Source organism: Streptomyces sp. NPDC058457, from assembly GCF_042720695.1.
GTDB lineage: Bacteria > Actinomycetota > Actinomycetes > Streptomycetales > Streptomycetaceae > Streptomyces.
Map to the genome: position 1 here is coordinate 31,817 of NZ_JBHXLU010000060.1, position 15,152 is coordinate 46,968.

19 protein-coding genes are annotated in these 15,152 nt (G+C 68.8%); 11 read left to right on the forward strand and 8 right to left on the reverse strand.

What is annotated here, in order from left to right; translation table 11 throughout:
- Positions 1 to 168: 168 nt before the first annotated feature.
- Genes fusA through rpsL form a run of 3 tightly spaced genes read right to left on the reverse strand, consistent with a single transcriptional unit; the run spans position 169 to position 3,179 of the window.
- Positions 169 to 2,295, reverse strand: coding sequence for an elongation factor G (gene fusA, locus ACFWPS_RS35680; protein WP_383713014.1), 2,127 nt, complete (start codon positions 2,293 to 2,295; stop codon positions 169 to 171).
- Positions 2,296 to 2,334: 39 nt separating this feature from the next.
- Positions 2,335 to 2,805 carry a 30S ribosomal protein S7 gene (rpsG, locus tag ACFWPS_RS35685; protein WP_007384059.1) on the reverse strand — a complete coding sequence of 157 codons (471 nt, stop codon included), beginning with the start codon at positions 2,803 to 2,805 and terminating at the stop codon, positions 2,335 to 2,337.
- A gap of 2 nt (positions 2,806 to 2,807) precedes the next feature.
- Positions 2,808 to 3,179 (reverse strand): 30S ribosomal protein S12, encoded by a 372-nt coding sequence (gene rpsL / locus ACFWPS_RS35690; protein WP_003948652.1) that lies wholly within the window; start codon positions 3,177 to 3,179, stop codon positions 2,808 to 2,810.
- A gap of 533 nt (positions 3,180 to 3,712) precedes the next feature.
- Here rpsL and ACFWPS_RS35695 point away from each other — a divergent pair.
- Complete coding sequence (locus tag ACFWPS_RS35695; RefSeq protein WP_383713017.1) at positions 3,713 to 4,960, forward strand: glycosyltransferase family 39 protein; 1,248 nt, start codon at positions 3,713 to 3,715, stop codon at positions 4,958 to 4,960.
- A 43-nt stretch (positions 4,961 to 5,003) separates the two neighbouring features.
- Here the strand turns inward: ACFWPS_RS35695 and ACFWPS_RS35700 are convergent, their stop codons facing one another.
- From ACFWPS_RS35700 to ACFWPS_RS35710, 3 genes are read right to left on the reverse strand one after another with little or no spacing between them, the layout of a single operon-like run.
- Complete coding sequence (locus tag ACFWPS_RS35700; RefSeq protein WP_383713019.1) at positions 5,004 to 5,204, reverse strand: hypothetical protein; 201 nt, start codon at positions 5,202 to 5,204, stop codon at positions 5,004 to 5,006.
- The gene (locus ACFWPS_RS35705; protein WP_383713022.1) at positions 5,201 to 5,890 is read right to left on the reverse strand and encodes a hypothetical protein; all 690 of its coding nucleotides are present in this window, start codon (positions 5,888 to 5,890) and stop codon (positions 5,201 to 5,203) included. The genes ACFWPS_RS35700 and ACFWPS_RS35705 overlap by 4 nt, the downstream gene beginning before the upstream one ends.
- A complete protein-coding gene (locus ACFWPS_RS35710) occupies positions 5,883 to 6,194 on the reverse strand; it encodes a WhiB family transcriptional regulator (RefSeq protein ID WP_383713025.1) in 312 nt (103 codons plus the stop codon). The genes ACFWPS_RS35705 and ACFWPS_RS35710 overlap by 8 nt, the downstream gene beginning before the upstream one ends.
- Before the next feature lie 261 nt (positions 6,195 to 6,455).
- On the opposite strand from ACFWPS_RS35710, the gene ACFWPS_RS35715 reads away from it, so the two are divergent.
- The 5 genes from ACFWPS_RS35715 to ACFWPS_RS35735 all read left to right on the forward strand — a co-directional run bounded on the left by ACFWPS_RS35715 (position 6,456) and on the right by ACFWPS_RS35735 (position 9,166).
- Positions 6,456 to 6,926, forward strand: a complete 471-nt coding sequence (locus ACFWPS_RS35715; protein WP_383713028.1) for a helix-turn-helix domain-containing protein — start codon at positions 6,456 to 6,458, stop codon at positions 6,924 to 6,926.
- A 322-nt stretch (positions 6,927 to 7,248) separates the two neighbouring features.
- The gene (locus ACFWPS_RS35720) at positions 7,249 to 7,662 is read left to right on the forward strand and encodes a hypothetical protein (RefSeq protein WP_089099455.1); all 414 of its coding nucleotides are present in this window, start codon (positions 7,249 to 7,251) and stop codon (positions 7,660 to 7,662) included.
- A 118-nt stretch (positions 7,663 to 7,780) separates the two neighbouring features.
- Positions 7,781 to 8,380 (forward strand): phage tail protein, encoded by a 600-nt coding sequence (locus ACFWPS_RS35725; RefSeq protein WP_217549148.1) that lies wholly within the window; start codon positions 7,781 to 7,783, stop codon positions 8,378 to 8,380.
- A gap of 82 nt (positions 8,381 to 8,462) precedes the next feature.
- Positions 8,463 to 8,753, forward strand: a complete 291-nt coding sequence (locus ACFWPS_RS35730; RefSeq protein ID WP_383713031.1) for a hypothetical protein — start codon at positions 8,463 to 8,465, stop codon at positions 8,751 to 8,753.
- Between the two features lie 65 nt (positions 8,754 to 8,818).
- Complete coding sequence (locus ACFWPS_RS35735) at positions 8,819 to 9,166, forward strand: hypothetical protein (RefSeq protein ID WP_383713105.1); 348 nt, start codon at positions 8,819 to 8,821, stop codon at positions 9,164 to 9,166.
- 26 nt (positions 9,167 to 9,192) lie between these two features.
- Here ACFWPS_RS35735 and ACFWPS_RS35740 read toward each other — a convergent pair whose 3' ends face one another.
- A complete protein-coding gene (locus tag ACFWPS_RS35740; protein WP_383713034.1) occupies positions 9,193 to 9,999 on the reverse strand; it encodes a hypothetical protein in 807 nt (268 codons plus the stop codon).
- Between the two features lie 404 nt (positions 10,000 to 10,403).
- On the opposite strand from ACFWPS_RS35740, the gene ACFWPS_RS35745 reads away from it, so the two are divergent.
- Positions 10,404 to 10,601, forward strand: a complete 198-nt coding sequence (locus ACFWPS_RS35745) for a hypothetical protein (protein WP_383713037.1) — start codon at positions 10,404 to 10,406, stop codon at positions 10,599 to 10,601.
- Between the two features lie 100 nt (positions 10,602 to 10,701).
- Here the strand turns inward: ACFWPS_RS35745 and ACFWPS_RS35750 are convergent, their stop codons facing one another.
- Positions 10,702 to 10,953, reverse strand: a complete 252-nt coding sequence (locus tag ACFWPS_RS35750; protein WP_383713040.1) for a hypothetical protein — start codon at positions 10,951 to 10,953, stop codon at positions 10,702 to 10,704.
- 45 nt (positions 10,954 to 10,998) lie between these two features.
- Between ACFWPS_RS35750 and ACFWPS_RS35755 the strand changes: the two genes are divergently transcribed.
- Genes ACFWPS_RS35755 through ACFWPS_RS35770 form a run of 4 tightly spaced genes read left to right on the forward strand, consistent with a single transcriptional unit; the run spans position 10,999 to position 15,135 of the window.
- A complete protein-coding gene (locus ACFWPS_RS35755; protein ID WP_383713043.1) occupies positions 10,999 to 11,679 on the forward strand; it encodes a hypothetical protein in 681 nt (226 codons plus the stop codon).
- Between the two features lie 50 nt (positions 11,680 to 11,729).
- Positions 11,730 to 12,920 (forward strand): phage tail protein, encoded by a 1,191-nt coding sequence (locus ACFWPS_RS35760; protein WP_383713046.1) that lies wholly within the window; start codon positions 11,730 to 11,732, stop codon positions 12,918 to 12,920.
- Positions 12,917 to 14,185 (forward strand): tape-measure protein, encoded by a 1,269-nt coding sequence (locus ACFWPS_RS35765; protein WP_383713048.1) that lies wholly within the window; start codon positions 12,917 to 12,919, stop codon positions 14,183 to 14,185. The genes ACFWPS_RS35760 and ACFWPS_RS35765 overlap by 4 nt, the downstream gene beginning before the upstream one ends.
- A gap of 29 nt (positions 14,186 to 14,214) precedes the next feature.
- Positions 14,215 to 15,135, forward strand: a complete 921-nt coding sequence (locus tag ACFWPS_RS35770; RefSeq protein ID WP_383713051.1) for a phage distal tail protein — start codon at positions 14,215 to 14,217, stop codon at positions 15,133 to 15,135.
- Positions 15,136 to 15,152 lie beyond the last annotated feature (17 nt).

Genomic DNA, 15,152 nt, shown 5'->3' on the forward strand with positions numbered 1-15,152 from the left:
GGGTCCTCCTGGAAGTGGTTCTGTACGCCTTGACTCGATCGGCGCCAGGTGATCTTTGCTGTTGGGTCCCGGGCCCCGGGCCATTCCGCCACGAATGCGGAGGAACGGCCCGTGAGGCTCCGGGGTCAAGCCTAAAGCGTGTGCACGCGGTGCGCGGAACGCGGTGCGCTACTCGCCCTTGGCCTTCGCGATGATCTCCTCGGCGACGTTCCGCGGAACCTCGGCGTAGGAGTCGAACTGCATGGAGTAGCTGGCCCGGCCGGACGTCTTGCTGCGCAGGTCGCCGACGTAACCGAACATCTCCGAGAGGGGCACGAGGCCCTTCACGACGCGGGCACCGGCCCGCTCCTCCATGGCCTGGATCTGGCCACGGCGGGAGTTGATGTCGCCGATGACCTCACCCATGTAGTCCTCGGGCGTGGTGACCTCGACGGCCATCATCGGCTCAAGGAGCACAGGGCTGGCCTTGCGCGCGGCCTCCTTGAAGGCCTGCGAACCGGCGATCTTGAAGGCGAGCTCGGAGGAGTCGACCTCGTGGTAGGCACCGTCGAGCAGGATCACGCGGACACCGGTCATCTCGTAACCGGCGAGGATGCCGAACTGCATGGCCTCCTGCGCACCGGCGTCCACCGAAGGGATGTACTCCTTCGGGATACGGCCACCGGTCACCTTGTTCACGAACTCGTACGAGGTGTCGCCGCCCTCGAGCGGCTCGATCGCGATCTGCACCTTGGCGAACTGACCGGTACCACCGGTCTGCTTCTTGTGGGTGTAGTCGACGCGCTCGACGGCCTTGCGGATCGTCTCGCGGTACGCGACCTGCGGCTTGCCGACGTTGGCCTCGACCTTGAACTCACGGCGCATACGGTCGACCAGCACCTCGAGGTGCAGTTCGCCCATACCACCGATGATGGTCTGGCCGGTCTCCTCGTCCGAGTGGACCTGGAAGGACGGGTCCTCCTCGGCCAGGCGCTGGATCGCGATGCCCAGCTTCTCCTGGTCGCCCTTCGACTTGGGCTCGATGGCGACCTGGATGACCGGCGCCGGGAAGTCCATGGACTCCAGGATCACCGGGGCCTTGTCGTCGCACAGCGTCTCACCGGTCGTGGTCTGCTTCAGACCCATGACGGCGATGATGTCGCCGGCGCCCACCGACTCGATCTCCTCACGCTTGTTCGCGTGCATGCGGTAGATCTTGCCGATGCGCTCCTTGCGCCCCTTGACGGAGTTCAGCACGGCCGTGCCGGACTCCAGGCGGCCCGAGTACACCCGGACGAACGTGAGCTTACCCAGGTGCGGGTCGCTCATGATCTTGAACGCCAGCGCGGACAGCGGCTCGTCGTCGGACGGCTTGCGCTTGACCACGACCTCCGGGTCCTTCACGTCGTGGCCCTCGATGGCCTCGACGTCCAGGGGGGAGGGCAGGTAGCGCACGACCGCGTCGAGCAGGGGCTGAACGCCCTTGTTCTTGAACGCGGTGCCACAGAACACCGGGGTGACCGTGACGTCCTTGGACTTGCCGGACGCGATGGTGATACGACGGATCGCGGCGTACAGCTGCTCCACGGAAGGCTCCTGGCCCTCCAGGTACAGCTCCATGATCTCGTCGTCGTTCTCGGCGACGGTCTCGACGAGCTTGCCGCGGTACTCCTCGGCAGCCTCGGTGTGGGTGGCCGGGATGTCGACGACGTCGTACATCTCGCCCTTCTCCGCCTCGGCGGACCACACGAGGGCCTTCATCGTGACCAGGTCGACGACACCCTTGAAGTCGGCCTCGGCACCGATCGGGAGCTGCATCACGATTGGCTGCGCGCCCAGACGGTCCTTGATCATGTCCACGCAGCGGTGGAACTCGGCACCGGTCCGGTCGAGCTTGTTGACGAAGCAGATACGCGGCACGCCGTAGCGGTCCGCCTGACGCCAAACCGTCTCGGACTGGGGCTCCACGCCGGCAACACCGTCGAACACCGTCACGGCGCCGTCGAGGACGCGGAGCGAACGCTCCACCTCGACGGTGAAGTCGACGTGACCCGGGGTGTCGATGATGTTGATCGTGTGGTCGACGTCTTCGAGCGGCCAGTGACAGGTGGTGGCAGCAGAGGTGATCGTGATGCCACGCTCCTGCTCCTGCTCCATCCAGTCCATGGTGGCAGCACCGTCGTGGACCTCACCGATCTTGTACGACACACCGGTGTAGAACAGGATGCGCTCGGTGGTGGTCGTCTTGCCCGCGTCGATGTGGGCCATGATCCCGATGTTGCGGACCTTGGCCAGGTCAAGCGAAGTGGTAGCCATAAGGCTTCAGTCTTCTCTCGGTCTCGATGTGGACTGCGACTACCAGCGGTAGTGCGCGAAGGCCTTGTTGGACTCGGCCATCTTGTGCGTGTCCTCGCGCTTCTTGACGGCCGCACCGAGGCCGTTCGAAGCGTCGAGAAGCTCGTTGAGCAGACGCTCGGTCATGGTCTTCTCGCGACGGGCGCGGGAGTAACCGACCAGCCAGCGCAGCGCCAGGGTGTTGGCGCGGCCGGGCTTGACCTCGACCGGCACCTGGTAGGTGGCGCCACCGACACGGCGGGACTTGACCTCGAGGGTCGGCTTGATGTTCTCCAGCGCGCGCTTCAGCGTGATGACCGGGTCATTGCTGGTCTTCTCGCGCAGGCCCTCCATGGCGCCGTACACGATGCGCTCGGCGGTGGAGCGCTTGCCGTTCAGCAGCACCTTGTTGATGAGCGAGGTGACAAGAGGAGAACCGTAGACCGGGTCGATGATGACCGGGCGCTTCGGGGCAGGGCCCTTACGAGGCATTCTTACTTCTCCTTCTTGGCGCCGTAGCGGCTGCGGGCCTGCTTGCGGTTCTTGACACCCTGGGTGTCGAGCGAGCCGCGGATGATCTTGTAGCGAACACCGGGCAGGTCCTTCACACGGCCGCCGCGCACGAGCACGATGGAGTGCTCCTGCAGGTTGTGTCCCTCACCCGGAATGTAAGCAGTGACCTCGATACCGCTGGTCAGACGCACACGCGCGACCTTACGCAGGGCCGAGTTCGGCTTCTTCGGGGTGGTCGTGAACACACGCGTGCAGACGCCACGACGCTGAGGGGAACCCTCGAGTGCGGGCGTCTTGTTCTTCTCGACCTTGTCCTGCCGGCCCTTGCGGACCAGCTGCTGGATCGTAGGCACTACTTCTCCGGTTTCTGTGTGCCGAATGGTGAAGCTAACCTGGAACATCGCCGACCCACGCGGTCGGGTGTGTCGGATTCCGTGGACTCCTGCCGCTAGGCAGAAGGGGGCGCGGATCGCGGTGGCCACTTCGTCACTCCGGTGCGGTTTGAAGGCACGCACGAGGGTCAGGGCACACCCCAGGCACAAGGTCTGAGCGTACCTAGCGCAATCACTCCGGTCAAAACAAAAGGAGGGGGACCGGTTGTGGGGGGCATGAGCTGCGGTTTTGAGGGCGGCCTCCGATATACCACAGAGACGAACGACACGCGAACGGAAGAGGGCACGGGGTGTCGAGGATCGGTTCGGCGCCTGTGCCACGCTGATCGGATCTTCTGATCGCCGGTTCCCCGCAGCGCCCCGTAAGGGGCGCGGGACTGTATAGATTTGCGGCTCCGCCGCGTGGGCGCGACCAGCCACAACGAACCCGCAGACGCCCGAAGGCCACTCGCGGCACTGCGTACGGCGCGCTTCTATTGGGGGGCATCACGGTCATGAGCGCAGCTCAGAGCGACACCGCGACCACCGCCGAGCCGGCACCGCGCCCCCGCCTCCCCCCGGCCGCCCGCCCCTACCTCCCGCCCCTCGCCCTCTACGGCGCCGCCAAGCTCACCGGCCTCCTGGTCTTCGCCTGGCTCCTCACGTACGCCGGCGACTACCGCCGCAAGGACCCCCGTTTCGGCGGCGGCACCCACTGGTGGGACGTCCTGTCCAGCTGGGACGGCTGGTGGTACCTCCAGGTGGCGCAGAAGGGGTACCACCCCGAGCCGCTCAGGCCGCTCGCACCGGGCGGCCAGTTCACGGCGGAACAGAACTCGGTCGCCTTCTTCCCCCTCTACCCCGGCCTGATCCGAGCCGTCTCGGAAGTCACCGGCCTCGGCCTGTACGGCGCGGCGATCCTCGTCTCGGTGGTGTGCTCGTTCGTGGCGGCGGCCGGCATCTACGCGGTGGTCGCGATGCTCGCGGGAACCCGGGCCGGCACCATCGCGGCCGGGCTGTGGGCCGTGGCCCCCGCCGCCGGTGTCGAGTGGGCGGTCTACACGGAGTCCCTGTTCGTGGCGATCGCCGCCTGGACCTGCCACGCCGTGCTGAGACGCCGCTGGGTGACGGCGGGCCTGCTCGCCTTCCTGGCCGGCCTGAGCCGCCCGACGGCGGCCGTACTGATCGGAGCGGTCGGCCTGGCGGCCCTGGTCACACTGCTGCGCCGGGACAGCCGGCGCGAGCAGGGCGTCGCGGCCCCGCTCTACGCGGCGATCGCGGCGCCCCTCGGTCTCCTCACCTACATCGCCTGGGTGGGCTGGTCGATGGGGGACCCGGGCGCGTACTTCGCTCTCCAGCACAAGGCCTGGGCCCACTACTTCGACTTCGGCGCCTACACCCTGGACGTGCTGCGGAACGTGGCGGTGGGGCACGGCGACTATCTCTTCGCCTACTCCGTCCCGGACCTGATCGCCGTGCAGATCGTGGTGGCGCTGCCGTTCCTGGTCGCGCTCATGCTGCGGAAGCGGCAGCCGCTGGTTCTGACGGCATACGCCCTCGCCTCGATCGTGACGATCCTCGGCACCCAGCAGATGTTCGGGAACACCCCGCGCTATCTGCTCCCGGTCTTCCCGCTGCTGCTGGCCCCGGCGGCGGCGATGGCGCGGCTGAAGTGGCCGGGCCTGGTGGTGTTCTTCTCGACGGCCGCGGTGGCGTCGGGGTGGTACGCGCACTACGTGATCTTCGAGTTGGGGATCCCCTAGGGGCGGAGGGGCAGGGGCCGGGATGGCCCCTGCCCCTGGTCCGCTACGGGCGGCGGGCGGCCGCGCGTTCCGCCGCGAACACGTCCTCCAGGCGGAAGAGCGCGGCCCGGCCCGCCTTTCCGACGGCCCTGAGGTGGCCGAGCTGGACCCACTTCCGGATGGTCGCCGGCGCGACGCCGGCCTCCTGGGCGGCGAGCGGACCGGGGATGAGCGTGGGCGAGCCCTGTGCCTGCACCGTCGTCATCGGTGGCTCCACTCCCCCTCGTCCCAGGTGTGCCGGTAGGCCGGGTCGTCGTGGCAGCCGCAGTCCGGGTCGGCGCACCGGCAGGCCGGGTTGACGCAGAGGACGGCGGCCCGGTCCGGGAAGGCGCGCAGCGAGACGGAGTCGCACCAGGGGCAGCGCCCGGAGACGCGGACGACGGTCTCGGTGTCGCCCAGGGCGCGGGCGCAGCGCCGGGCCATCCGGCGGGTCTCGTCCCGGACGTGGACGGCGAGGACGGGGTCGGCGGCGATGCCGTCCAGGAGCCCGCCGATCCGGCGCAGCCGCTCGGGCACGGAGGCGCGGCGGACGCGGGGCAGCCCGAGCCGGTCGCGGACGGCTTCTTCCAGCTCGACGACCCCGTCGGTGATGTCGCGGATGGTGTCGGAGATGTGCAGCCGGAGGGGTGCGGCGCTGTGACCGGGGGCGACGAGTCCCTGGGCCTGCTGGAGGAGCAGGGCCTCGGCGCGCTCCGCGCGGAGCCGGTCGGCGAGGTCCGCTGCGGGCGGGCCGGGTGTCGGACGGTGGGCCGGGGAGGCGCTGCGGCCGGGGGCGAGCTCGACGGCCAGCTCGGGGAACTGCTGGAGGAGCAGGCCGATCCAGAGGGCCGCGTTGTCGGCCGGGCGGTCTTCGGAAGGCGGGCGTGCCGGGGTCGTACCGCGGTCAGGCAACGGAGCCTCCGCGGCGCAGGGCGCCCTGTACGACCGGGCTCTGCATGGCAGGGAGGAGATGGGCGGGGATCTCGACCGGGCGGCCCCGGCGCCAGAGCCGGCCACCGCAGACGCCGTCGAACCAGTTGTCCGCGGGGGCGACGGCCTCCTCGCAGTCACGCCGGACCGGGCAGCGGGTGCAGGCCCGCAGGGCGGGGGCGGCCTCCTTGGCCTTCTTCGAGAAGACGACACGGGGCGGGAGCCCGGTGCAGGCGGCCGCGGCCTGCCAGGCGGGCGGTGGGCATGGGTTTCCGGTGACGGACAAAGGGCCTCCCAGGGTGGCTCCGATGGGGCTGGTGTGAGACGAGCGCCGTCCAGACTTACAGATTGCGCGCGCGCTCGCAACAAATATGCCAGTGACCCTTTCGGGAGATCATGGAAAGATCAGGACCACTCGGACACCCATCGCCACCCAATCTCCTCGTATCGCATGAACTTTCCTCGGTGCTTGCACGAGAGCACGTAATTCCGTGCGCGCAAGCAAGCTAAACTTGCTGCCCTCCCCCCAAAGGAAGCGAGCCCTCAGATGACCAGCCAGGATCTGGACGCGTTCGCCGCGTGGGTCGAAGACCTGATGCGCGACCGCGGTTACGACATCGACAGCCCACGCGGCGGCGGCAAGTCGCGGATAGCGGACGAGGCGGGGGTCCACCGGGCCGCCGTCACCCGTCTGTTGCAACGCCAGAGCATGCCGGATCTGGAGACCACGCGCAGGCTCGCCCGCGTACTGGGCGTCCCGGTCCGCGAGATGCTCATCCGTTCCGGCCGCCTCACGGCGGAGGAACTCGCCGACCCGCACGACTACTTGGCCGCGCCGGCTCCGAGCGCGGAGTTCGCCCGCCGGCCCACGCTGGAGGAGGTGGCCGACCTGCTGGGGGTGCCGGCGGACCGACGGGAGATGTTCGTGCGAGTGGTGGAACAGTTCCTGCCGAACGACGCGCCGGACCAGGAGGAGCCCCGCCACCTGGCGGACGCGGCAACGACGACCGCGGACTGAGCTCCACCCCTCCGTCGCCGGACGCGCCATCGAGGACGCCCGTGGGCCGACGGGTGTTTCTTCACGGGGGGTGGCGCAGAGCGCGCGCCCCTATGGGGGGCGCGGGGAACAGCGCGACCAGCCACACACCACCCGCGGCGAAACGTCCCACCCCAGGCCCTCCCCCCTCCCCTCCCCCTCCTCCCGCTCTCTCTTTCGATCACCCCAGCGATTTAGTTGCGTGCGCGCACGCTCTCTGTCACAGTTGGTGCAGCGGCGGAGCTGTGCCCGGCGCCCCGCCCCCTCCGCACGCATCCCACCCGCTGCCCCGAGGTGATCCGGCATGACCACACCCACCCCACCCGCGTCGTTCCCCGACGTGGAGGCCATGATCGTCGACGTCCTGAAGGACGACTCCCGCCTCTCCGGCGCCACCGTCGCCGTACAGGCGCAGACCGGCTTCGACGGCACGACCGCCGCCGTCTTCGTGAACCGCCGCGGCGGCGCCTGGGTCGGCGAACGCCACGTCGACCAGCCGCTGATCGAGCTGGAGGTGTACGGCCCGACGAAGCAGGCCGCGCACGTCCTGGCCAACGACGCCCGCCAGATCCTGCTGTCGATGGCCGACCACCGCTACGGCACGAACCTCGTCACGGAGGTCGAGGAGCAGGACGGCCCGCGCTGGCTGCCCGACTACCTCTACTCGGCCGCCAACCGCTACGTCACCGTGATGAAGGTGTACGTGGACGTCTACTGACCGACCAGCCGGACGCTCCACCCCACAGACCGAAGGCCCCGCCACCCCGGCGGGGCCTTCGTCGTACCCGGACACCGCCGGATACGGCACCACCCCCCGATGACAGGGAGAAACCACCATGGCAGGAACCAACTCCTCCGAGATCCGCATCGCCGGCGTAGGCCGCCTCTACGTCGCCACCGCCGACACCAAGGTGCCGACGACCTTCTCCACCGACACCTCCACCGACTGGGCGAGCTGGAAGAACCTCGGCTTCACCTCCGGTGACGGCGTCACCTTCTCCAAGAAGGACAAGCTGGAGCCGGTCGACGTGTGGCAGGCCGTCAGCCCGGTGCACTTCGTGTACTCGGACCGCGACCTCACCCTGAAGTTCTCGCTGATGCAGTTCAACGAGGACACACTGCCGTTCTTCATGGGCGGCGGCACGGTGGACGCGGTGACGGGTTCGACCGGCGTCTACAAGTACGACATCGCCGACCGCCCGTTCGCCGACGTGCGCGCCCTCGGCCTGGAGTTCACGGACGTCAAGGCGAGCGACGGCACCACCGTCACCTACCGCTTCGGCATCCCGCGCGGCCAGGTCACCGCGGCCGACGACATCAAGCTGGCCCGCAAGTCCGCGGCCCAGCTCGGCATCACCTACACGGCGATGGCCGCCGCCGACGGCTCGGCACTGGCCAGCTTCGTGATGAAGGACTCGGCGTACGCCGCTTCCTGACCCGCCGGGGTGGGACGGACCTCCCCGTCCGTCCCACCCCGGACCCGCGCCACTCCCCTGTTTCCCTGCTCAAGGAGTCACCATGGCCCGTTTCGACGTCAACGCCGCCCGCGCCCAGCGCCTCGAAGCCCTCGGCCGTACCTGGTCGTTCGAACTCGACGGCGAGAGCTACACCCTGCCCACCGAGCTGACCCGCGCGACCGCGAAGGCCCTGCGCAAGCTCGACGACAACGACGTGGACGGGCTGCTGCGCCTGCTGCTCGGCGAGAAGCAGTTCGGCCGCTTCGAACAGCACGAGGTCACCATGCAGGACATCGCGGCCATCCTGGAGGCCTACGGCAAGGAGACCGGGCTCGGCCTGGGGGAAGGCTGAGCCTCGTCGGGTTCGTGGACGAACACGCCGAGGCCCTCGAAGCGGACCTGCTCCGCTACTACGGCATCGACCTGCTCGACTGGCACCGCGAGACGCTGTCCGCCCGGCGTCTCGCGCTGCTCGTCAAACACCTGCCGCGTGACAGCGCACTGAACAGGGAGCTGTACGGCGAGGCCGCCGAGTGGTCGGTCTCCGACCATCTCCTCGCCGCCGCGGTGGACCATCTGGCGGCCGCGAACTGGATGTTCGCCAGCGTCAACTCGGAGGAGGGCGACCAGCCGGAGCCTCCGGCGCCGGTGCCGAGGCCGTCGTACGACGACGGGGAGGCGCCGGCGGCCGAACCGGCCCCGGAACCGGACCCCTCCTCCGATGCGACACCGTCGGCCGTGCAGCTGGCCCGCTTCTTCGGCTGACCACGCCGTACGGCGGCCCGGACGCGCTACTCGTCCCGGCGCCGGCTCGGAGCCCGGCCCTCCAGCTCGTCCGCGAGGGCCCGGGCCCTGTCGGAGAGCCGGGTGCCGGGCACGTCGGCGGACTCCTGCTGCCCCCGGTCCTCCGCCCGACGTCCCTTGTCCCGGCCGCCACCCGGACCGTCGCGCTTCAGCGGAGGCACGCTGGGCCGCCCGTTCCGCCGTACGACCGAACGCCGCTCGGCGGCGGCCGGCACCACCCGCTTCTCCCGCACCCCGCGGGCGGACAGGAGGGGGTCGGCCCCGGGCCCGGCGTCCGCTCCACCATCGACGTCGTCCAGGTCTTCTACGTCCTCGACCTCGTCGACCTCGGCAACCTCGTCGATCTCGTCGATCTCGTCGATCTCGTCGACGATGCCGTCCCACGGCGTCCCGTCCGCGACCGACCGCTCCCGTTCCCCGCGCTGCTCTACCCGCGTCAATTCGGCCGGCGGACGCAGAAGTTGGACGTACGGCAGCGGAATGACCTCACCGCCGCGCTCCCGCTCCTCCTCCGTACGACGGGCACGCCGGGGCCGCCGTCCGCTCCGGGCGTCCTCCTGCCCCTGGAGATAGGCAGCCGTGATCCGCTGCTCGTACGCCCGCCGTACGGCCGGAAGCTGCTCGTCGACCACATCGGCCCAGCCCGCGCTGTAGGCAGCCGTCTCCCGCCGGTCGAGCTCACCGCGCGGCAGGATCACCAGGTCCTGGGGCTCGTGACCGAGACTCAGGACCAACTCGGAGAGACGAGCGATGAGATGTGGCAGATCATCGGCCTGTTCCAGCCAGTCGATCACGTGTCGTTGCCGCGCGCTGCTCGCGTCCCCGTCCACCCCGTAGGCCTTGCTCTCGTCCCTGCCCCCATCGCGCCCCCCGCGCGAGGACGGCCGCCCGGTGGCCGTCCACCGTCGTATGACAGGCCTTCAGGTCCGTTGTCAGGCCGCACCGTTCACTTTCGATTCACCGACGGGAGAACGGCCGGATCCTACTCCACGTGTCTGACACAACATCCACTGCACCCTCGCAACACCGCAGGTCCGGACCGGGCGGTAACGGAGAGTGAAACAAATCGGCTTCGCCAAACACGGAGCGACACCAAGAGATTACTCGTACACTAGTTCGAACGGACGCTTCGAACGCGTCGGGAGCGCACACCTGTACCACCAGCCCAGCGGACAGACCGGAAAGCAGGCCGACAGACATGGCGACTGGCACGAGCAACTTCCCGCAGCAGCCGATCGACACCTACTCCCGCCTCGCCCACCTCCTGCACTCCCCCGCGCCCGACCGCGAGGCACTGCTCGACCGGCTGTACGAGGAACTGCTCACCCGCGAGTCCCGCGCCTACGCGGCCGGCTGGACGGACGCACTGACAGAGGCCCGCCGCAGCCACCGCTGACCCACACCGGCCTCTCGCCGCACCCCGCCCACGAGCCGGGAAACCCGGAAAAGAACTCGTCCGGAGACGAATCGAGCTTGTCGACTGTGTCTCGACGCCGTCAAAGGGTGTCGAACAGTCCCCATATGCCCAGCGCGACCAGAGCCACGAGGACCAGTGTCGCCAGCGAGCAGCCACCCACATTGGCCGCCTTCTCAATCCGCCCCTTCGGAGGCCGCGGCCCGTATTTCCGCAGTGGTGGAATCACCATGAGCGCCCAGAAAACAAGGGCCGCGAGCGCCAGTGGCGAGGCAACCACAAGGATCAACACATAGCCGGCCGGGCTGTGTTGAACATACATGTGAGCAAGCATGCGCGGAGAGTAGCACAGTCATAACACCACGGAAAGGGGTATGTCTTGTCCATCCCGCACGACCCTCCAGCCCCTACATCCATCGACATCATAAACTCGCGCCTTGATCAGCAAGGCACAGAAATCGCCAGCATAAAGGCGAACATGGCGCCACAGACCCTCCAGGATTTCCCGAAACCGTGGGACACCTGGAAAGAAGTGGCCGCGTCCTACCAGACGGTCTACGCCAGCATGCAGGCGTTCAAAGTGGACCTGGACGGCCTGGCGGCCACCTCGGACGGGATCAGCGTCCTTGGCGCGCAGATCATAAAGAGCCCCTTTGCCAGCCTGATAGAAAAGCCTGTCGGAAGCATCTGGCAGTCGATTCTGGAGAAAAGCGACAGAAACGCCGTGGGCGGGTTCATCGCCAAACTGTTCGCTCCGGACGGGACGGTCCAGGACTTCGACCTCAAGAATTACCGGACGAAAACAGACGGGCATCTCTCGCGCCACGACACCGATATTTCCGAGCTCGCACGCGGCCAGGCACACCTCGCCGAGACCGCCAAGGCCAGCGCCACCGGACAAGCCCATGAGGCGGAACGGCGCTCACAGGACCGTCGCCTTCGGCCCGAGAACGCGGAAAGGTACCGGCAGACCGCAGCCGAACTGAACAGGCTGACCGGCGCACTAGATGAGATCAGGCGAAAGGCCGACGCCCTCGGAAACAGTCTCGGTACCTCCTGACCCACGGCCCGCGGGCCGAAAATCGAAAGAATCGAGAAGAGGAGCTACACGTGTCTCTTGTCGCAGCGCTCGGCAGATCGGCGACCGCGCTCCAGCGATTCAAGACCCAGGCCGAAGGAGCGGCAGGCGCCGCGAAAGGCATCGGGGACAAGGCGCGGGCCGGTGAGGGCGACCTCAAGCAGCTCAAGAGTGCGGCCGAAGGTTCCGGTCGCGAGCTGAAGAACCTCAAGACCGCATCCGACCAGGCCGAGACGGCCATCGGCAAGGCCGGCAAGACCGGTTCCAGCGCCGGGACCAACCTCGGGAAGTACGAGTCCGGGGCCGGCAAGGCCGCCAAGGGCCAGGACAAGATGAACAAGTCGATGAAGGGCAACTTCTTCGGCCTGCTCATGCAACTTCTGCAGCCGCTCATCAGCAAGATCATCGACATGGTCGCCAATTCCAAGACCATGCAGAAGGTCCTCAAACAGGCCTTCGAGGTCATCAAGACCGTGATCAGCAACGTCATGAAGGCCATCGGGCCGATCATGAAGAACGCCGGAAAACTGATCAAGTCGGTCTGGAGCGGCATCAAGACGGCGATCACCAACGTCGTGAAGGCCGTCGCCACCGTCATCCGCACCTACGTCAACATGTGGAAGACGATCATCAGCGGTGCCCTCAACGCGATCCGCTCGGTCGTCTCCGGGGTGTGGAAGGGCATCAAGAACGTCATCTCACCGGTCGTCAGCTGGATCAGGTCCGCGATCCCCAGCGCCTTCCAGGCCGTCAAGGACCGGCTGTCCAGCGTCTGGGGCGGTCTCAAGGGCATCGCGAGCCGTGCCTTCGACGGCATCAAGGGCGCGGTCCGCGGCCCGATCAACGCGGTCATCGGGATCATCAACTCCGCGATCGGCGCCCTCAACGGCATCCACGTCTCCATCCCGGGCTGGGTCCCGATGGTCGGCGGCAAGACCTTCGGCGTCAGCCTGCCGAGGATCCCGGCGCTGGCCACCGGCGGTGTCGTCATGCCCCGCTCCGGCGGTGTCCCGGCGCTCCTCGCCGAGGCCGGTGAGGCGGAGGCCGTCCTGCCGCTCAGCAAGCTCGACCGGCTGCTGAAGCGCGCGACCGCGCGGGGTACCGCGAGCGGACCCGGCTCCGCCGGCGGCGCGCTGCACATCGAGCACTACTACGCGGCCGAGACCAGCAGCCCGCAGCGCACCGCCGACGCGCTGATGTTCCTGGCGAAGGCGCGCGGATGAGCGGCGCCACGATCTCCGCGGGCGGTCTGCCCGAGGATCCGCTGGCGGGAGTCGCACCGGTGCTGCGTTCTCTCCAGTCCCGGGTGGAGCAGTCCGGTACCGCCCTGCGCTCCCTGATCGACCGGATCAAAGGTGCCGCCGCCGGCCTCGAACGCATCGGTACCCCGGCCGGTGCGAGCGCCACCGCCGTCCAACAGATGAGGACGAGCGCCGACACCGCCGCCCGTTCCGTCGCCAAGGCCGGGCAGACCGCCACCGGATCGGCCTCGAACATCAAGTCCGTCGGCCGCGGGGCGAAGAGCGCGGGGAAATCCCTCGGCAAGCTCAAGGCCGGGCTCGGCGGTGTCTTCGCCGTCGTGGGCGTCCTCATCTCCGCCTCCGGCGTCCTCGGCGGTCTCCTCGACACCTTCGGCACCGCCATGACCATCGGCTCCGGCGTGATGATCGTCGTCAACGCGCTCACCCGCGCCAACCCCATCGGCTTCGTCACCGGTCTGCTCCTCCCGGTGGCCGGCTGGCTGCTGGACATCGCGCTCAACTCCGAGACCGGGCAACGGCTGACGGACCAGCTCGCCAAGCTGGTCCTCCAGTACGTCCAGGGTTACCTGACCGTCCTCACCCCGGTCCTCAAGGCCATCGCGAGCGCGGTGAACACATACGTCACCGGCTACCTCACCCTCATCACCGGTGTCCTCTCCGCCCTCGGCACCCTCATCGGCACCGGCTTCGCCGTTCTCAAGGCGCTCACCAGCGGCGACACCCACGCGCTCAGCGGCAAGGTGTCGGCGGTCTGGAACGGGTTCAGGAGTGCGGTGAAGCCCGTGCTGGACTGGATCGCGAAGGACATCCCCCGCGGCTTCACCCGGATCAAGGACGCCACCTCCCGCACCCTCACCGCGATGGGGCAGTTCGTCACCACCGGCGCGCAGACCGTCGCCGGGGTGATCAAGGGCCCGATCCAGGGGCTCGTGGCCTTCGCCAACTGGGTGATCGACGGGCTGAACAAGCTCAGCTTCAGCTTCTTCGGCAAGAAGTTCGGCGTGCATCTGAGCAAGATCCCGATGCTGGCGGAGGGCGGGGTCGCCGTCCCCGGTGCGGCCCGGACGGGCAAGGTGCTCCCCCTCACCGCCCTCGCCCGCAGACAGCGCGGCACAGCCGCCCGGAACCCGCACCGCATCGAGGAGTTCCACGAGAGTCACGGCGCCGGCGCCCACGCCACCGCGACCGACCTGCTCTTCCTGGCCTCCGCGCACGCCTGCGCATGACAGGACCGACGACAGTGAGGTGAAGGCCGATGGCCGACCTGACCACAACCGCATACACCGACGACGTTCCCCCCGGCTCACTCATCACCCGCGACGGGCAGATGCAGTGGGCCGGACTGCTGCTGGGCCCCGGTACGCCGTACGAGATCGGCAGTGACGGGCTCACCGGCTGGGAGGACCTCCCGGACTACGACACCACCGACGCCGACCACCCCACCGCGCACGGCGCCTGGCCGGGCGCGCGGTACGCCAAGCCCCGCAGGGTCGGCTCCACGGTGTGGACCGTACCGCCGTCCGACGACACCGCCTCCTACCTCTCCGCGACGCGCGCCCTGCGCCAGGCCCTGCTCCTCGGTGACCAGGAGCGCTGGCTCGCGGTCCGGCTGCACGGCGAGACCCTCGCCGTCCGGGCCCGGGTCAGCCAGCGGGTGCTCGCCACCGACCGGACGTACACCACCCAGGGCGTCGCCAAGGCGTCCGTGCAGTGGTACGCCACCGACCCGCGCCGCTACGCCGTCGACGAGCAGGCCGCCGTGACCGGCGCCCCGCAGCCGGAGAGCGGGCTGACCTGGCCGCTGACCTGGCCGCTGTACTGGGGGCAGACGGCCTCGACCGGTGACGTCAACGCCGACAACACCGGCTCGGCCCCGACCCACCCGGTCCTCACCTTCACCGGGCCCTGCGCCAACCCGACCGTCACCGACCGGACTTCGGGCCGCAGGCTGCGCTACGAGATCGCACTCGCCGCCGGTGACGAGCTGGTCGTCGACACCGCGGAAGGCACCGTCACCCTCAACGCCACCGCCTCCCGCCGCCACACCGCGGCCGCCGACAGCAGCCCCGAGGAACTGTTCGCCTTCGAACCGGGCCAGGCCCAGCTGGCGTTCCGCCCCGACACCTACGACACCGGCGCCCGATTCGCCGTCCGCTGGCGCTCGGCGGAGTGGTGACGAACCCCCGCGCCCAA

Bases quoted from the DNA above. Each gene is read 5' to 3' on its own strand.
- fusA (WP_383713014.1), bottom strand. From the start codon at position 2,295: ATGGCTACCACTTCGCTTGACCTGGCCAAGGTCCGCAACATCGGGATC.
- rpsG (WP_007384059.1), bottom strand. From the start codon at position 2,805: ATGCCTCGTAAGGGCCCTGCCCCGAAGCGCCCGGTCATCATCGACCCG.
- ACFWPS_RS35695 (WP_383713017.1), top strand. From the start codon at position 3,713: ATGAGCGCAGCTCAGAGCGACACCGCGACCACCGCCGAGCCGGCACCG.
- ACFWPS_RS35700 (WP_383713019.1), bottom strand. From the start codon at position 5,204: ATGACGACGGTGCAGGCACAGGGCTCGCCCACGCTCATCCCCGGTCCG.
- ACFWPS_RS35715 (WP_383713028.1), top strand. From the start codon at position 6,456: ATGACCAGCCAGGATCTGGACGCGTTCGCCGCGTGGGTCGAAGACCTG.
- ACFWPS_RS35720 (WP_089099455.1), top strand. From the start codon at position 7,249: ATGACCACACCCACCCCACCCGCGTCGTTCCCCGACGTGGAGGCCATG.
- ACFWPS_RS35725 (WP_217549148.1), top strand. From the start codon at position 7,781: ATGGCAGGAACCAACTCCTCCGAGATCCGCATCGCCGGCGTAGGCCGC.
- ACFWPS_RS35730 (WP_383713031.1), top strand. From the start codon at position 8,463: ATGGCCCGTTTCGACGTCAACGCCGCCCGCGCCCAGCGCCTCGAAGCC.
- ACFWPS_RS35745 (WP_383713037.1), top strand. From the start codon at position 10,404: ATGGCGACTGGCACGAGCAACTTCCCGCAGCAGCCGATCGACACCTAC.
- ACFWPS_RS35750 (WP_383713040.1), bottom strand. From the start codon at position 10,953: ATGCTTGCTCACATGTATGTTCAACACAGCCCGGCCGGCTATGTGTTG.
- ACFWPS_RS35765 (WP_383713048.1), top strand. From the start codon at position 12,917: ATGAGCGGCGCCACGATCTCCGCGGGCGGTCTGCCCGAGGATCCGCTG.
- ACFWPS_RS35770 (WP_383713051.1), top strand. From the start codon at position 14,215: ATGGCCGACCTGACCACAACCGCATACACCGACGACGTTCCCCCCGGC.